Genomic DNA, 14,593 nt, shown 5'->3' on the forward strand with positions numbered 1-14,593 from the left:
GCCATGAACGACCCCACTCCCGGAAGCGTCGACCTCCCCGTACCCGAAGGGAAGATCTTCCCCCGCAACCTCACCGCCCGGGCCGCCCACGTCGTCCGCGGCAACCCGTCCGGCTCCCGCCCGGAGAGCGGTGTCGACAACTGCTTCCCCGGCCTGGAATTCGACCAGCGCAACCTGGAGAAGGCGTTCTTCCCCGGCCTGACCGTCGACTTCCACCACAGCAGCGGATCGCGGGTGCTGGCCGTCACCGGCGGAATCGCCGCCGCCCAGGGCATCACCGACGCCGACCTGGACGCGGGAACACCGCAGGACCCGCGGCCGCTCTACCTGTGGGCCGTCTGCGGGCGCACCACCGTGGACCAGGAGGAGCAGGACGCACCCGTCTTCCACGCGACCGAGCGGACCGGCCTGGAGCTGTGGCGCCGGGTGCACGACCTGCTCCCGGGCCGGGTGGCCGTCGTCCTCGGCCGCACCCCCGGCAGCACCTCCCCGGGGGCGTTCTGGGTACCGGACGGCGGCCTCAACCGCTGGCGGACGGACGACCGCAGCGAGGTGCAGCGCGACGAGGCCGGGGTACTGGAGGTGGCGATCCTGGTCGCGGACCGGGCCCGCTACCTCGACCCGGACGGGGTCATCGACCCCGAGGTGTACCAGCCCGGCGACCTCACCCGAAGTCTCTGCGCGCCCTGGCAGTACGACTTCCGCGAATGCGGCTGCTACTACTGGGCCGCCTCCAAGCCGGACATCTCCAACAGCTCCGACGGCGTGCACCGCAACCTCAACTTCCAGCGCCGCGACCGCACCACCCAGCCGCCCGAGCCCGACATCCCCACGATCCGGGGCCGCGGCGCCAAGGAGCTCGACCACCCCGCCCTGATCGCGAACTGGAACGTGCTCCCCGTCGTCCTCAACGGCCGCGAGGACGACAGCATGGAACTGCCGGACTGGTCCGGCCTCCAGCCCATGACGCGCGCGAAGGTGATCCGGGAGCTGGAACGGCTCGCCGGCGTCGAGCACGCGCTCTGCCTCGAATACCTCTACGCGCACTACTCCCTGGACGCCCCGCCCGTCTTCGACCCGGCCGTGCACGACCCGGCCACGCCCGAAGGCGCGCGGGTCCGGAAGATCTACGCCGCCGCCGCGGAGGTGTTCTCCGTCGCGGTGGACGAGATGCGCCATCTGAGATGGGTCAACGAGATGCTCGGCACGCTCGGCCGGCCGCTGCGGCTCCAGCCGCCCCGTCCCGACACCGTCATCCAGCTCCAGACGGGCCGGCGCTTCGAGCTCAAGCCGCTCACACCCGAACAGCTCGACTGGTTCATCGCCGTGGAGCGCCCCAGCGCGGTGACCGCCGACCCGCAGGGCATCGACGGGATGTACGTCAAACTGCACGAGACCATCGTCCGCTGCCCGGAACTCTTCCCCGAGGCGGACCGGCTGGCGCACCTCGTCAAGCTCATCATCGACGAGGGCAACGACCACTACCGACGCTTCACGGCGGTCAAGGAGCACCTCGCGGATCTCTCCCCTGACGACTACCTCCGGCCGCTGCGCACCGAACCGGACACGCCGCTGGACCGCCAGCTGGTCGAACTGTCGGCTCTGAACTACACCATGCTGCTCGGTGCGCTGGAAGCCACGCTGAAACGGGGCGACACCGCGGGCGGCGTGCTGATCGAACAGGCCCGCCGGACGATGTACAACCTCCACGAGCTCAACCACCTCCTCGCGTCACGCGGCGTCGCACCCCGCTTCACCGCGCTTCCCCCGGCGCCCCTGCCCGCCGGTGACCAGGCGAGCGCGTCCGCGTCCGCTCCGGCTCCCGCCCCCGTTCCGACGTCCGCGCCGGTACCCGCGGGAGCGCCCGACCCGGAGCCGGACGGCGGCCGGACCGTCCTGGCCGCCGCCCGGGCCTCAGGCCCCGTACGGCAGAGCATCAACGCACTCGCCGTCGACGGAGTACGGGCCATGATGACCCGCCATCAGGCCGACACCGAAGCGCTGATCGCCGCCTTCAGCCTGCGATGAGCCGGGCCGACGTCGAGATCGCCGGCTCCGGTCTGGCCGAGGTCACCTGCGCCTGGCTCCTCGCCGCACGGGGCCACAGGGTCCGGATCCGGCCACGCCCGGACCGGGGCCGGCGCCCGCTCCTGCTCGGCGCGCCCACCCTGGCCCTGCTCCACTCCCTCTGGGGCACCGGCAGCACGGCCGGACCGGGCCTCGTCACCCATGAGCTGACCCACCGGCGCGCCCATTGGGGAGCCGCTCCGGCCGCCCCTCGCATCGCAGCGCCGGCCGTCGTGGTGGACGGGGCCCGGCTCGCGGCCCGGCTGCTCGACCGTCTCGCCGCCCACCATCCGGACGCCGTCGCCGAGGAGCCCGGGGGAGACGGCCTGCCGCAGTGGACGGTCACCGCCGCTTCCCACCCCGACGACCGCCGGACGGCCGGCCGCCGCCGGCTGCTGGCCGGCGATACGGCCCTCGCACCCGGCCAGGACGACACCACCGCCCGACTCGCCTGCACCGAGCTCGCCTGGCTCCACCTCACTCCGCTGGGTGACGGCAGCGCCCTGCTCCAGGCCATGGTCCCGGGCCCCGCGGCCCACCCCGAGAACCTGCTGGGCCGCCTGCTCGCCGCCTCCACGCTGGCGCCGCGACTCCTCGGGCCACCGGCCGCCGCCGTCTCGCTGCCGGCCGCTCCGCACCTCCACCGCACCCCGGCGACCGCCCCGACCACGCGGACCCCCGGGCGGCTCCTGGTGGGGGCGGGCGCCATCCGCTACGACCCCCTCAGCGGCACCGGCACGGCCCAGGCCCTCCGGACGGCCGTCCTGGCCACGGCGGTCATCGACGCCGCGGCCGCGGGCACCTCCCCGCAGGCCCTGTGCGCCCACTACACGGCCCGCCTGCAAGCGGCGTTCCGTGCCCACCTGGCCACGTGTGCCCGCCTCTATCCACAGGCCTTCCCGTCCACCGCCTGGCACCACGAGATCGACGCCTGCCGCTGACCGGGCGCCCTGGACGATTCGACTCCGGGGCGTTCCGCTGGACTACCGACCAGAGGGCCTCTCATGCCCGGGAAACGTGTTTTGTAGATCTGCACGAAGAGTAGGTTTCAGCCAGCATACGTTTTCATGTCTTCCGTCCCTGCCTGACTCCGCCCGATTGCCTGTGTACTCCTCACACAGGATGCAACGAATCGGGGAGAGGGAGCTTTGAGCGAGACGTTGTCCGTCCGGCTGCTCGCCATGGCCTGGCTCGATCCAGGCGTCACCGTCACCGCGGAAACCGCCGTCCGCCATGCGCCGGGGGCGGACCCGACCCGCGCCCCGGGCGCACCGGAGCCCATCGCCGGCTTGCAGCCGTAGCGATCTCCCGCGGGCACCGCCGGCCGGGCCGATCCCCGGACCCCGGCCTCCGAGCGGCACCCGCGAGAACCAACTGTCGCCCCTGGTCAGTGCCCTGCGCGGGCTGAAAACCAGGCAAACCCCCACGTCTCCCAAGGAGTGACCGTGACCGCGCACATCCAAGAAGCGAACATCCAGGACCTCAAGCGCACCTGGCTGGACGAGGCGATCAGACTGGCCACGAACAGCGTGGCGAACGGCGGCGGGCCGTTCGGCGCCCTGGTCGCCAAGGGCGACGAGATCGTGGCCATCGGGAACAACCGGGTCACCTCCACCCTGGACCCGACCGCTCACGCCGAGGTGACCGCGCTGCGTGCCGCGTGCCAGGAGCTGGACACCTTCTCGCTCGAAGGCTGCGTCCTGGTCACCTCGTGCGAACCCTGTCCGATGTGTCTTTCCTCGGCGCTGTGGGCCCGGGTCGACCGGATCGTCTTCTGCGCCGACCGCCACGACGCCGCGGTGGCCGGTTTCGACGACCGCAAGTTCTACGACCTGTTCGAGAAGCAGCCCGCGTCGCAGTGGCCGCTGGCGATCGAGCACCTGGACCTGCCCAACCGTACGGCGCCGTTCGACGCCTGGGTGGCCAAGACCGACCGCATCGACTACTGAGGCGGCGCACCGGCCGGCGGCGCTGCCCCGCCGCCGGCGGTCGAGCGGGCAAGATGGGCCGGACTGGCCTGTCGTCATGACCGAAGTGGGTTCCCATGCGCCGCAGCACCGCCGGTGACGCCGGGCGGCGCCGCCACGGCTGCCCGCGGCGCATCGGTACCTGGCCGGCCGTGGGCGTCACGGTGGCGGTCCTCGTCGCCGCCAACCTGGCCCTCCACCGCTGGACCGGCCTCCGGAGCCTGGTGACGGCCGTCCTGGTCAGCTGCCTGCTGCTCGGGGTGCTGCGCTGGGCCGGCGGTACCCTCGCGGACGCCGGTCTGGCCCGGGCCACGCTGGCCCGCGGTGCCCGCTGGGCCCTGGCCCTGATCGGCCTGGTCGGCGTCGTCTACCTGGCCGGGGCCCTGCTGCCGGCCACCAGGGGACTGTTCGAGGACCGGCGGTACGCCACGATCGACGGGGGCGAGGTGATGCTCCGCGCGTTCGTGCTGGTCCCCGTCGGCACCGTCCTCGTGGAGGAGACCGCCTTCCGCGGCGTGCTCTACGGACTCGTGGACCGCGTCCGCGGGGCGGTCTGGGCGACCGCCGTGTCGAGCCTGCTGTTCGGCCTGTGGCACGTGCTGCCGTCGCTGCGCCTGGCGACCGCGAAACCGGCCGTGACCTCGGTCGTCGGCGACTCCGGGTCGGCCGCCGTGCTGGCGGTCCTGGGGGCCGTGCTGTTCACGGCGGCGGCCGGCGTCCTGTTCTGCGAACTGCGCCGCCGCAGCGGCAGCCTGCTGGCTCCCATGGGCCTGCACTGGGCGGTCAACGCGTTCGGCTACCTCGCCGGGTACTTGCTGCGCTGACCGGCGGTGGGGCGGCCCGGTGCTGCGGCTCAGTGCTGCGGCGAGACGATGTCCTTCAGCTGGTTCAGGTCCTGCGCGGTGAATCCCTCGGGCCGCATGACGTCGTTCCAGGCATCGACGTACGCGGCCTTGTACGTGTGGCCGTGGCCGTCCGGCACGCCCGTCGAGAAGGGCAGGTCGGCGGTGACCTGCCAGAAGGTCACGAACGGGATCCAGACCATGGCTTCGAGGACGTCCGAGCCGGGCCGCTCCCCGATCCAGTCCGGCTCGGTGAGCGCCAGGTTCGGGCTCCACCAGACGATCGGATCGGACGGGTGCATCAGGTAGACCACCCGCGGGCCGTCCCACGGCCGGTCCGCCGGGGGCGCCCCGGCGGCCGGGTCGTCGGTGAACCGGACGGTCCGTCCCTCCCGGTAGACGGGCTCGATCTCGGGGCTGCCCGCATCGCGCTGGTCGCTGAACTCGCGGAACAGCGTGTTGAAGTTGGGCGGGCCGGCGAACACGGTGCCGGCGGTGCGGTTGCGCAGGTCGGCCTCCCCGCTGAAGGCCGTTTCGCCGCCGAACGACCCCAAGCTCTCACCGGCCACGAACAGGCGCGGGCGCTGGTCCTGGGGCAGCTTGGACCACTTGTCGTAGACGGCGTCGAAGAGCTCGCGGCCGGCCGCGCGCGCCTTGGACTGGTCCACCAGGTACGACATCCACGACGGCAGGTACGAGTACTGGATCGCGACGGTGGCCGCGTCCCCGTTGCCCAGGTACTCGAACGAGTCCACCGCGGCGGGATCGACCCAGCCACTGCCCGTGGTGGTCATCACGAGCAGGTTCTCGCGCGTGAAGCCGCCCGCCCGTTCGAGGTCCGCGACCGCCTTGGCCGCCCGGGCCTCCGTGTCGTCGGAGGTCTCCAGCCCGGCGTAGGCGCGGACGGGCTCCTGCGCCGTCCGGTGGGTGAACGCGCCGATCTCCTGGGCCGACGGTCCTCCGTCGGCGAACGCCCGGCCCTCCCTGCCCAGCGAGTCCCACGGCACCAGCGAGCCGGGACCGCCCGAGCGCAGCGCCGACGTGGGCTGGTGGACGCCCTCGGGGGTCTCGGTGTCACGCAGCGAGAAGGCCTCGTTGGCCGCGTTCACGAAGCCGTTCAGCAGCAGCCCGGAGAACGCGGCCCACGCCAGGCCCGCCACCAGGAGCCAGCCGACCACCCGCGCCGCGCGCCCGCCGATCCAGCGCCCGAGCAGGTCGGCGGCCCGGTGGTACAGGGCCCGGAGCCCCCGTCCTGCCAGGAGCAGCAGCAGGAAGACGAGGGCCGCGACGAACGGACACGCGACGGTGAACAGGACGTTGTAGTCGGAGACCCCCATGAGCACGCGGATCTCGTGCTGCCAGTACTGGCCGAGGCCGAACGAGACGCCGAAGAGCACGATCGCGCTGACGATCAGGACGAGCCACGACCGGCGCGAGGGGCTGCGCGCGTCCCGGTCGGCGAAGGCGCGCCACACGGACGCCGCGACCACGCCCAGTCCGTAGCCGATGGCCGCGCTGATACCGCAGACCAGGCCCTGGAGTACCCCTCCCCGGGGGAGAAGTGACGGGGTGAAGGACAGGCAGGCCAGGAGGAGCGCACCCCAGCAGCCGGGCAGCGTCAGGCGGGGCCACCGGCGGTGTTCGCGTACCGGCTCGTCCTGTGCGAGAGGTTCCGGCGGGTCCTCGTTCATGGCGTCCTCCACGGCCATGGTGCTCTCGCCGCGTCGGTCGTGCCATCCGGGACGCGGGCCGTCATGTCGGGCCGGTGGGAGGGGATCCGGCCGTCCCGTCGGGGCCCGGTGCGGACCACTCGGCTCCGGTGCGCCCGCGGAAGGCGGTGACCGCTGCCTCCACGGTGGGGAAGAAGTGCCGGGGGTCGATGGTCCGGGTGAGTTCGTACCGCTCGATCTTCTGCCGCACCGGGTCCTTGAGCTCGGCGAACACCAGGTGCACGCCGTCCGCGTTGAGCGCTTCGTCGAGCTCCTCCAGGACGTCCGCGGCGGTGGTGTCCACGTCCGTCATGGGCTCCGCCGCCACCACGATCCAGCTCGGCCGGGGATCCGCGCCGGCCAGCCGCCTGACCTCGTCCCGGAAGGTCTTGGCGTTGGCGAAGAAGAGGGGGGCGTCGAACCGGTAGATCACCAGGCCCGGTAGTTGCTCGGCCCCGGGGTAGGAGCGGATGTCGTGGTAGCCCTCCAGACCCCGCACCCGCCCCAGCACGGTGTCGTACGGCCACCAGGCCCGCCGGAAGACGTTGAGTACGGACAGGCCCACGGCGATCGCGATGCCGGGCAGCACGCCGAGCAGGGCCACGCCGGCGAAGGCCGCGAAGCAGAGCAGGAACTCCGCCCGCCGCTGGCGCCACAGCCGTACGGCTCCCGGTACGTCGGCCAGGGACAGCGACGCGGTGATGACCACGGCCGCGAGGGCCGGCTGGGGGAGGTTGCGGAACAGACCCGGAGCCAGCACGAGCATGAGGACGATGAGCGCCGCCCCCACGACCCCGGTGAGCTGGCTCCGGGCCCCCGCGCGCTCCGCCACCGCCGTCCGGGACCCGCTGGTGCTGACCGGGAAGCCCTGGAAGAGGGCGGCCGCCAGGTTGGCCGCACCGACGCCCGCCATCTCCTGGTTGCCGCGGACCTCCTGGCCGGTACGGGCCGCGAAGGCGGACGCGTTGGAGATCGTGTCGGCCAGCGACACCAGGGCGATGCCCAGCGCACCGCCGAGCAGCGGCGCGAGGTCGGCGGGCCGCACATCGGGGAGCGTGAACGGCGGGAAGCCCTCGGGCAGTACGCCGACCAGACCGACGCCGTGTTCGTCCAGGTCGAAGACGGTGGCCGCGGCGATCGCCAGGACCACCATCACCAGCACCGCGGGAACCTTCGGCAGGAAGCGCTGGAGGACGAGGACCAGAGCGATCCCGCCGAGGCCCACGGCGGCGGCCGCCGGTACCGTCGCCCCGTCGGCGATCATCCGCACCACGCCGGCGCACTCGCCGATCAGGTTGTCCGCCTCGACCTTGAAGCCGAGCAGTTTGGGGAGCTGGCCGATGAAGATGGTCAGGGCCAGACCGTTCATGTAACCGATCATCGTCGGCTTGGAGATCAGATCGGCGATGAAGCCGAGCTTCGCCACCGAGGCCAGGATCATGATCGCCGCCACCATCACCGCGAGCATCGACGCGAGTGCCACGGCCCGTTCGGGATCCCCGTCGGCCGCCACCAGCGGCAGCACGGTCGCGGCGATCATCGGACCCAGCGAGGAGTCCGGGCCCAGCACCAGGATCCGGGACGGCCCGAACACCGCGTACCCGAGCAGGCAGAGGATCGTCGTGTACAGGCCCGTGATGGCCGGCAGGCCCGCCAGCTCGGCGTAGGCCATGCCCTGCGGCACCAGCAGCGTGGTCAGGACGACCCCCGCGACCAGGTCCTTGGGCAGCCATGCGCGCCGGTAGGACGACACCGCGCGGACCCCGGGAACCGCCCGGAAGCGGGAGAGCACCCCATGGATCCCGTACCGGGCGGTCACCGACCGGCCTTTCTCACGCGGCCCTCGGTGCGGCCTCCGACGAGGCCCTCGACCGGCGGGCCACGAGCTTGCCCAGTTCCCACACGAGCAGGAGTGCGACAGCGGCCAGCAGCGCCCAGCCGAACTGCCGCGCGTCGATGTCCGTCGTCCCGAGGACCCGCTGGAAGCCGTCCATCTGGGTCACCAGCACGGAGAGCACCAGCTGGGCCAGGGCGACCCAGTTCATCTGCTTGCTGTCGAACGTGGAGGTCGCCAGCACGGAATCCGTCTCGCTGCGGCATTCGAAGGCCGCCACGATCAGGCAGAGGGCGAAGGCCGTGAAGGCGATCGACCGGCCGGTTTCGAGATCGTCGTAGTGCCTCTCGCCGAGCGAGATCAGACCGAGCAGGAGGATGGTGACCGCCAGCCCGCCGAGCCCGACCGTGACCAGCACGGGACGGGTGAGCACCGACTCCCCGCGCGGACGCGGCCGGCGCCGCATGAGTCCGGCGCTCTCCCGGTCGAAGCCGAGCGCGAAGCCGAAGGAGGCGTTGACGACGAAGTGGATCCACAGCACCTGCGGAGGGGTGAACGGCTCGCCTGCGGCGATGTTGAAGACCGTGGCCCCGAGGAACGTCAGCACGAACGTGACCAGCAGGAGCAGTACGAACCGGATGTACTTGGTGAGGTTGTCGTAGATCGTCCGGCCCTGCTCGACGGCGTAGACGATGGTGGCGAAGTTGTCGTCGGAGAGGATCATGCGTCCGGCGTTCTTGGCCACGTCCGTGCCGCTGCCCATGGCGATGCCGATGTCGGCGGCCTTGATGGCGGGAGCGTCGTTGACACCGTCCCCGGTCATGGCCACGACCTCGCCCTTCTTCTTCAGCGTGTTGGCGAGCAGCACCTTGTGCTCCGGAGCGACCCGCCCCACCACACCGATCCCGTCGATGCGGGCGAGCTGCTCCTCCTCGCTCATGGCGGCGAAATCGGAGCCGAGGACGGCCTCGCCGGGGATCCCGATCTGCCGGGCGATCGCCGCGCCGGTGGTGACGTCGTCCCCGGTCACCAGGCGGACCCGGATGTGCGCCGCCTGGGCCTCGGCCACCGCGGCCTGGGCCTCCTCACGGGGCGGATCGACCATTCCCACGAGACTCGTCATCCGCAGCCCGGTGACGTACGTGAGCAGGTCACCCTCCGGGTCGAAGCCGTCCGGGTCCAGGTCGCGCATGGCCGCGGCCATCACCCGCCGCCCCTCGCCGCCCATCCGCTCGCTCTGCTCCTCGGCCCGGCGCAGCAGTCCGGCGTCCCACGGGACGCTCTCGCCCGCCGCGAGCGCGGTGGTGGCCCGTGCCATCACCGCGGGGGCCGCCCCTTTGACGAAGCAGCGCACGACCTGCCGTCCGGAGGCGTCGACCGCCGCGTGGAAGGTGGCCATCAGCTTGTACTCGGGGTCGAAGGGCAGGGTGGCGAGCCGGGGGAGGGCGTCCCTGGTGGCGTCGGTGTCCAGACCGGCCTTGTGGGCGAGCACCAGCAGTGCGCCCTCGGTCGGATCGCCCACCACCTTGCCGCCCACCAGCTTGGCGTCGCTGGCCACCACGTACGGCAGGATCGCGTCCTCGATCCCCGCGGCGGACCCGGCGGCGTGGTGGACCTTCCCTTCGAGCCCGTAGCCCGTCCCCGACACGGTGTACCGGTCGGTGGGGCTCAGCACTTCGACGGCGGTCATCTGGTTCATCGTCAGGGTGCCGGTCTTGTCCGAGTTGATCGCCGACGTGAACGCCAGCGTCTCGACCGACGGCAGCTCCTTGACGATGGCACTGCGCTTGGCCAGGTTCAGGCTCCCGACGGACAGGATCGCCTGGGTCACGGTCGGCAGGGCCTCCGGGATGGCCGCGATGGCCAGCGAGACCGCGCTGACGAACAGGACGTCCCAGGCCTGGTCCCGCTGGCGGCCCAGGGCGAACATCACGATCATGGTGAGGCCCGCCGCCCCCGTGATCCACAGGGTCAGCCGGTCGAGCTCCCTGGTGAGCGGCGGGACCTCCTTCTCGGTGGCCGACAGCATTCCGGAGATCTTGCCGAGCTCGGTGTCCGCACCGGTCGCGGTGACGATCATGACGCCGCTGCCGTGGGTGACCGGGGTGTTCATGAACGCCGTGTTGGTCTGGTCGCCGGGCGACAGCCGGCTGCCCGGCAGCGGGCCGGTCTCCTTCGCGGCGGGAACGCTCTCGCCGGTCAGCGCCGATTCGTCGATCTGCAGGGCGCTGGCCTCGATGAGACGTCCGTCCGCCGGCACCTGGTCCCCGGCGGAGACGAGCACGACGTCCCCGTCGACCAGCAGTTCGGCGGGGATCTCGGCCTCCCGGCCGTCCCTGCGCACCCGGGCCGTCGCCTTCATCATCGACTTCAGGGCGTTCATGGCGCTCTCGGCCTTGCCCTCCTGCCGCAGGCCCACGACCGCGTTCAGCAACGTCAGGACGATCAGCAGGATCGCGGTGGTCCACTCCTGGATGGCCAGCGAGACGACCGCCGCGGCCACCAGGACGATCTGCATGTAACTGCGGTACTGGGCGAGGAAGCGGCGCCAGGCCGGAGTCCGCCGCTCCTCCGGCAGGGCGTTCGGGCCGTTCGCGGCCAGGAGTTCGGCGGCCCGCGCCGCGGACAGACCGGTTGCGGGGTCGACACCGAACGCCGCCACGACCTCCTCGGGTGAGCGCGCGTACCAGCCGCCCCCACCCGCCCGGGGATCCTCCGCCACGGAATCCGGCCGCCTAGCCATGCTTCTTCTCCCGCTTGCCGTGCCGGGCGGCGTACGGATCGGCCGGGGCGCCGTCCGGGGCCTCCCGCTCCAGGCTCCGCTTCGTGACGAGGAGATCCTTGCGGGCCTCCTCGCCCACATCGGGATACTGCGGATCGATGTCCATCAGGGTGTGCGCGAGGACCGCCGCCGCGCAGATCCGCGCGAACCACTTCCGGTCTGCCGGCACGACGTACCACGGCGCCCACCGCGTGCTCGTCGCCGACAGCATCTCGGAGAACGCGTGCTGGTACTCGTCCCACCGGAGCCGTTCGCGGACGTCGGCGGCGGAGAACTTCCAGTTCTTCTCCGGCAGGTCGATCCGCTTCAGGAAGCGGGTGCGCTGCTCCTCCTTGGACAGGTTCAGGAAGATCTTCACCACCTTGAACCCGTTGTCCGTGAGGTAGCGCTCCCAGCGGTTGATCTCCCGGTAGCGCCGGTCCCAGATGTCCGGCCCGAGTACGTCCTCGGGCAGTCTCTGCCGCAGGAGGACTTCGGGGTGGACGCGTACCACGAGCACCTCCTCGTAGTGCGAGCGGTTGAAGATGGCGATCTCCCCGCGCGCGGGGAGCCGGCGGGCGTAGCGCCACAGGTAGTCGTGGTCGAGTTCCTCGGAGGAGGGCACCTTGAAGCTGCTGACCCGTACGCCCTGGGGATTGACGCCGCTCATCACGTGGCGGATCGTCCCGTCCTTGCCTCCGGCGTCGAGCGCCTGGAGGCAGAGCACCACGCCGTACGCGTCCTGGGCTGCCAGCCGCTCCTGGTACTCGGCGAGCAGCGACACCCCGGTCCGCAGCAGCTCGGTCCCGTCGCGCTTCTTCATGCCGGCCTTGTACCGGGGATCGAAGTCCCGTCCCAGACGCACCTTCGCGCCCGGCGGTACCCGAAGCGGCTCGATGAACTCCGCGATGCGTTCGGCTCTGTCGTCGGACATCAGCCCTCGCCCCTTCCCCGGCCCACGGGACTCACGGCCCGTCCCCGACCGCGTCCGGGGTGCACCGGGAGGCGGCCGCGGCGAGCGCAGTGCGGGACCGGCGTTCGGCCAGGATCGGTACGTACTTCCTGACCCTGGCCCGTCCGAACGAGTGGTACGCGGCCCAGACCGTGGCTTCGACAGTGTCCGCGTCGACCGAGGGGAAGGCGGCCTTCAGCCGGGCCACGGTGGTCCGGACGGACGCGAGTTCCTCAGGACCGGGCGACCACTCGTCCGTCGTCCGCTCTTCCCCGGTCCGCTCTTCCCCGGTCCGCGCCCCGGGATCTTCCATGGCGGGAGAGGCCGCGGTCCCTTCCGCGCCCTGGAGCGTTGCAGGTGCCATGTCCCACCGCCTTCGGACCCCCGGTCCGCGCGTGCCGGCATCGGGTGAGGGTGTCTTCCATGGCGATTCTCTGCCAAACCAGACAAGATCGCCCACCGGAGCGCGTGCACGCGCGGGGCGGGTGGTGAGGGGGAGGCGGAGGGCGAGGCGGAAGGGCGGGTCAGCAGCCGTCCGGGCCCCCGAGGGCGGCACCGCACTCCGCGCGCTGCCGCGGGCGACCTCCGTGCACAGGGTGGCTTCGACCTTGCCCAGGAGGCGGGCCAGTTCGGTGCGTTCGGCGGCGTCCGGGCCGCCCAGGGCCTGGCGTTCCAGCTCGCCCCATGCCCTGCGCACCTCGACCAGGAGTCCGCAGCTGGCATCGGTGGCCTCGACGAGGGAGGCCCGCCGGTCCGAGGGGTCCGGCATCATGACCCCGTGGACCACCTGCCCCGACGCCGCGACAGCGCCGCCGCCCCCGACGCCCGACGGATCAGGCTGACGGCCGCCGCGGCCGCGGCGGTCACCGTGGGTTCGGGGCTGGGGCTGCGGGCCGTCGCGTCGGGGAGCACGGCCAAGTACGGGGGGGACGCCCTGTACACCGTCCTGCTGCTGACCCTCGTCGTCCTGGTCGCGCCCCGGCTCACCCCCGTGCGGGCGGCCGCGGCCGCGCTGGCCGCCAGCTGGGCCGTCGAGCTCCTCCAGCTGACCGGCGTACCCGCGGAGCTCTCCCGGCACAGCACCCTGGCCCGCCTGGTCCTCGGTTCCACGTTCAACGCTCCCGACTTGTTCTGGTACGCGGCCGGGGCGGCAGCGGGCCTGCTCCTCCACGCCGCGCTCAGGGCGTCCGGGACGGCCAACCCGCCGACCGTCGCGCCCGCGCCGCGCTGAACCGCCGAGCGGACACCCCGTGGGCCGGGGCGCCGCCGTCCGCGTGGCCGGTCAGCCGGACCGCCGGGCGGTGTTCAGCCGGGCGGCCTGGCGGGTCAGGTGGTCGCGCTCGGCGAGGTTGGGCGCCTTGCGGGCCGCCTCGGCGTACAGCCGCGCCGCCGTCACCACGTCGCCGTCGCGCTCGTGGAGGTACGCCGCCACCGCGGTGTGGCGGGGCAGCCCGTCGTCCAGCGCGGCGAGGGCCGCCAGACCGGCGCGCGGCCCGTCGGCCTCGCCGACGGCCACCGCCCGGTTGAGCCGCACGACCGGGCTCTCGGTCAGGAGCACGAGTTCGTCGTACCACTCGACGATCTGCACCCAGTCGGTCTGCCCGGCGGTGGGCGCGTCGGCGTGGAGCGCCGCGATGGCCGCCTGGGCCTGGAACTCGCCCAGCCGGTCCCGGGCGAGGGCCGCCTGCAGGATCTGCACGCCCTCGGCGATCGCCCGGGTGTCCCACCGGCCGCGGTCCTGCTCGGAGAGCGGCACCAGACTGCCGTCGGGCGCGGTCCGGCCGGCCCGCCGGGCGTGGTGGATCAGCATGAGGGCGAGCAGCCCGGCCACCTCGGGGTGGTCGACCCGGGCCGCGAGCTGCCGGGTGAGCCGGATCGCCTCGGCGGACAGGTCGACGTCGCCGGAGTAGCCCTCGTTGAAGACCAGGTAGAGCACGCGCAGCACGGTGGCGACGTCGCCGGGACGGTCGAACCTTCCCCGAGCTCTTCGAGCAGGGGAGACCCCATGACCGGAGACGGTGCGCTTGGCCCGGCTGATGCGCTGCGCCATGGTCGCCTCGGGCACCAGGTAGGCCTGCGCGATCTGGCGGGTGGTGAGCCCGCCCACAGCGCGCAGCGTCAGCGCCACCGCCGACGACGGTGTCAGCGACGGGTGGGCGCACAGGAAGTACAGCTGGAGCGTGTCGTCCACCGCGGACGCCGGCCCGGGCGGCGGCTCCTCCTCCACGAGGTCCTCACGCCGGCGCCGGGCGGTGTCCGCCCGGGCGGCGTCGAGGAACCGCCGCCAGGCCACGGTGACCAGCCAGCCCTTCGGGTCCCGCGGCGGATCGGCGGGCCAGGTGCGGAACGCCTCGATCAGTGCTTCCTGGACGGCGTCCTCGGCCGCATCGAAGTCTGCTCCGCGGCGGACGAGGATGCCGAGCACATCCGGTGTCAGGCTCCTGAGCCGGGCGGCGTCCAT

At 72.6% G+C, this 14,593-nt stretch carries 12 protein-coding genes; 6 read left to right on the plus strand and 6 right to left on the minus strand.

Annotation, left to right across the window (positions count from 1 at the left end; translation table 11 throughout):
- Positions 1 to 3: 3 nt before the first annotated feature.
- The 5 genes from DEJ51_RS31835 to DEJ51_RS31850 all read left to right on the plus strand — a co-directional run bounded on the left by DEJ51_RS31835 (position 4) and on the right by DEJ51_RS31850 (position 4,858).
- Positions 4 to 2,028 carry a ferritin-like domain-containing protein gene (locus tag DEJ51_RS31835; RefSeq protein WP_150261081.1) on the plus strand — a complete coding sequence of 675 codons (2,025 nt, stop codon included), beginning with the start codon at positions 4 to 6 and terminating at the stop codon, positions 2,026 to 2,028.
- A complete protein-coding gene (locus DEJ51_RS31840; RefSeq protein ID WP_150261082.1) occupies positions 2,025 to 3,008 on the plus strand; it encodes a hypothetical protein in 984 nt (327 codons plus the stop codon). Before DEJ51_RS31835 ends, DEJ51_RS31840 begins: the two co-directional genes overlap by 4 nt.
- Before the next feature lie 207 nt (positions 3,009 to 3,215).
- Complete coding sequence (locus tag DEJ51_RS34775) at positions 3,216 to 3,368, plus strand: hypothetical protein (protein ID WP_190620803.1); 153 nt, start codon at positions 3,216 to 3,218, stop codon at positions 3,366 to 3,368.
- A 138-nt stretch (positions 3,369 to 3,506) separates the two neighbouring features.
- Entirely contained in the window at positions 3,507 to 4,016 is a 510-nt protein-coding gene (locus DEJ51_RS31845) for a nucleoside deaminase (RefSeq protein WP_190620804.1), read from the plus strand.
- 95 nt (positions 4,017 to 4,111) lie between these two features.
- The gene (locus DEJ51_RS31850; RefSeq protein WP_150261084.1) at positions 4,112 to 4,858 is read left to right on the plus strand and encodes a CPBP family intramembrane glutamic endopeptidase; all 747 of its coding nucleotides are present in this window, start codon (positions 4,112 to 4,114) and stop codon (positions 4,856 to 4,858) included.
- A 29-nt stretch (positions 4,859 to 4,887) separates the two neighbouring features.
- Here the strand turns inward: DEJ51_RS31850 and DEJ51_RS31855 are convergent, their stop codons facing one another.
- From DEJ51_RS31855 to DEJ51_RS35935, 5 genes are all read right to left on the minus strand, one after another.
- Positions 4,888 to 6,567 carry an alpha/beta hydrolase gene (locus DEJ51_RS31855; RefSeq protein WP_150261085.1) on the minus strand — a complete coding sequence of 560 codons (1,680 nt, stop codon included), beginning with the start codon at positions 6,565 to 6,567 and terminating at the stop codon, positions 4,888 to 4,890.
- A 61-nt stretch (positions 6,568 to 6,628) separates the two neighbouring features.
- Positions 6,629 to 8,377, minus strand: a complete 1,749-nt coding sequence (locus tag DEJ51_RS31860) for a SulP family inorganic anion transporter (RefSeq protein ID WP_411757366.1) — start codon at positions 8,375 to 8,377, stop codon at positions 6,629 to 6,631.
- Between the two features lie 40 nt (positions 8,378 to 8,417).
- The gene (locus tag DEJ51_RS31865) at positions 8,418 to 11,162 is read right to left on the minus strand and encodes a cation-translocating P-type ATPase (RefSeq protein WP_150261087.1); all 2,745 of its coding nucleotides are present in this window, start codon (positions 11,160 to 11,162) and stop codon (positions 8,418 to 8,420) included.
- Entirely contained in the window at positions 11,155 to 12,114 is a 960-nt protein-coding gene (locus DEJ51_RS31870; protein WP_150261088.1) for a polyphosphate kinase 2 family protein, read from the minus strand. The genes DEJ51_RS31865 and DEJ51_RS31870 overlap by 8 nt, the downstream gene beginning before the upstream one ends.
- A gap of 31 nt (positions 12,115 to 12,145) precedes the next feature.
- Positions 12,146 to 12,904, minus strand: coding sequence for a MarR family winged helix-turn-helix transcriptional regulator (locus DEJ51_RS35935; RefSeq protein ID WP_190620808.1), 759 nt, complete (start codon positions 12,902 to 12,904; stop codon positions 12,146 to 12,148).
- A 6-nt stretch (positions 12,905 to 12,910) separates the two neighbouring features.
- Between DEJ51_RS35935 and DEJ51_RS31880 the strand changes: the two genes are divergently transcribed.
- Complete coding sequence (locus DEJ51_RS31880; RefSeq protein ID WP_411757367.1) at positions 12,911 to 13,363, plus strand: DUF2809 domain-containing protein; 453 nt, start codon at positions 12,911 to 12,913, stop codon at positions 13,361 to 13,363.
- 51 nt (positions 13,364 to 13,414) lie between these two features.
- Here the strand turns inward: DEJ51_RS31880 and DEJ51_RS31885 are convergent, their stop codons facing one another.
- The gene (locus DEJ51_RS31885; protein WP_150262275.1) at positions 13,415 to 14,593 is read right to left on the minus strand and encodes an RNA polymerase sigma factor; all 1,179 of its coding nucleotides are present in this window, start codon (positions 14,591 to 14,593) and stop codon (positions 13,415 to 13,417) included.

Source organism: Streptomyces venezuelae, assembly GCF_008642275.1.
Classification (GTDB): domain Bacteria; phylum Actinomycetota; class Actinomycetes; order Streptomycetales; family Streptomycetaceae; genus Streptomyces; species Streptomyces venezuelae_E.

Bases quoted from the DNA above. Each gene is read 5' to 3' on its own strand.
- DEJ51_RS31835 (WP_150261081.1), top strand. From the start codon at position 4: ATGAACGACCCCACTCCCGGAAGCGTCGACCTCCCCGTACCCGAAGGG.
- DEJ51_RS31840 (WP_150261082.1), top strand. From the start codon at position 2,025: ATGAGCCGGGCCGACGTCGAGATCGCCGGCTCCGGTCTGGCCGAGGTC.
- DEJ51_RS31850 (WP_150261084.1), top strand. From the start codon at position 4,112: ATGCGCCGCAGCACCGCCGGTGACGCCGGGCGGCGCCGCCACGGCTGC.
- DEJ51_RS31855 (WP_150261085.1), bottom strand. From the start codon at position 6,567: ATGAACGAGGACCCGCCGGAACCTCTCGCACAGGACGAGCCGGTACGC.
- DEJ51_RS31865 (WP_150261087.1), bottom strand. From the start codon at position 11,162: ATGGCTAGGCGGCCGGATTCCGTGGCGGAGGATCCCCGGGCGGGTGGG.
- DEJ51_RS31870 (WP_150261088.1), bottom strand. From the start codon at position 12,114: ATGTCCGACGACAGAGCCGAACGCATCGCGGAGTTCATCGAGCCGCTT.
- DEJ51_RS35935 (WP_190620808.1), bottom strand. From the start codon at position 12,904: ATGATGCCGGACCCCTCGGACCGGCGGGCCTCCCTCGTCGAGGCCACC.
- DEJ51_RS31885 (WP_150262275.1), bottom strand. From the start codon at position 14,593: ATGGACGCCGCCCGGCTCAGGAGCCTGACACCGGATGTGCTCGGCATC.